Genomic DNA, 1371 nt, shown 5'->3' with positions numbered 1-1371 from the left:
CTAACGATAAGCGCACTGCATCAATCAGTTTTGGAAGGATTTGTGGCAGTACCACACGCATTAAAATCTGACTCGTATTGGCACCTAAAGTCTGTGCTTTAACGAGTTGCTCGGGCGGAATCTCTTGTGTTCGTCGTTGAATATCACGCGCAATAAACGGCGTAATGCCGATGGCAATCAAGACAACTTTCGAGAGCTCACCTAGACCAAAAACGATGAACAAAATTGGCAGGATGGCTAGAGGAGGAATCAGTGAAACAACCGTCAGTAAAGGAGATACCCAAGCGGTAAACAAAGGCAAAGCGCCCGTTATTACTCCAACAAACAAGCCAATGGCCGCAGCGATTAATACACCTAGGCCAAGACGTGTGAGACTACTCGCTGTGTCCTGCCAAAAAACATAGTCGCCTGTGCGCTTGCTCGGCTCCAAGGCCATTCTTGATAAACCATCTCCAATTTGACGCAAACTCGGGAGGAGCTTGTCATTAGGATTCACTTCTAAACGCGCATCCGAACTCACCATATAAAGCACGATCAGCAGCACAAAAGGTAGCAAGCCTAAGAACACTTTGAATGTTCTATCTGGCGTCTGGTTTATCAGTTTCTTCATGGCCTTGGCCTCACATCAATACAGGCAGTCGTTTATGCTCTATAGCTTGTCGTCAGCAGCCATCTGCATGTAGCTAGGGTCAAAACGGAACTTCACGTTTGATGCATCACCGAAAGTACCCTTTGGCATTTCAATTCCGATAAATCCTGCATCTGGAGCACCTTCACCTAACAAGCCATGCTTGAAAGAAAACTCCGCAACATTTTCCATGGTGCTAACAAGCGCATCACTATTTGTTAGTTCAAGTGCTTGCGCTGGCGTGTAGAACATTTCAGTACTCGCTAGCTGCGCTTCATAACCAGTCAAGTCAGTACCTGATGCTTCTGCCATGTACGTTTTTGCAGAAGTTGCTGCATCATCAGAGCCACTCATCAAGCCCATAATTTCGTACCATGCGCCCACTAAAGCTTTTCCGAGATCAGGGTTCGCAGCCAAGGTCTCTGTATTAATCACAAGCAAATCGATGATTTCACCTGGAATCATTGAAGAGTCGAATACTTTAGTGCTGTTTGGCATCGCTTCGATTTCGCTGAGCAAGGGATTCCATGTTGCAACCGATGTAACGTCATCTGTGCCATAAACAGCAACCATGTCTGCATCAGAGGTATTCACAACAGTGAGATCTTTTTCGGTTAAACCAACCGTTTCAAGACCACGTGCTAGCAAGTAATGCGATACGCTCAACTCAACCAAGTTAACGTTTTGGCCTTTGATGTCAGCTAGGGAATCTTTGCCTTTCAACACGATACCGTCGTTACCAT

General features: G+C 46.0%; 2 protein-coding genes. Both read right to left on the bottom strand.

What is annotated here, in order from left to right:
- A partial coding sequence (locus A3762_RS13965; RefSeq protein WP_068756129.1) for an ABC transporter permease occupies positions 1 to 610 on the bottom strand: 610 nt, incomplete at its 3' end.
- 39 nt (positions 611 to 649) lie between these two features.
- Positions 650 to 1371 (bottom strand): putative urea ABC transporter substrate-binding protein (locus tag A3762_RS13960; RefSeq protein ID WP_068756127.1); only part of this gene is annotated, 722 nt, incomplete at its 5' end.

Source organism: Oleiphilus sp. HI0125 (genome assembly GCF_001635355.1).
This window is presented reverse-complemented; position numbering and strand designations above follow the sequence as displayed.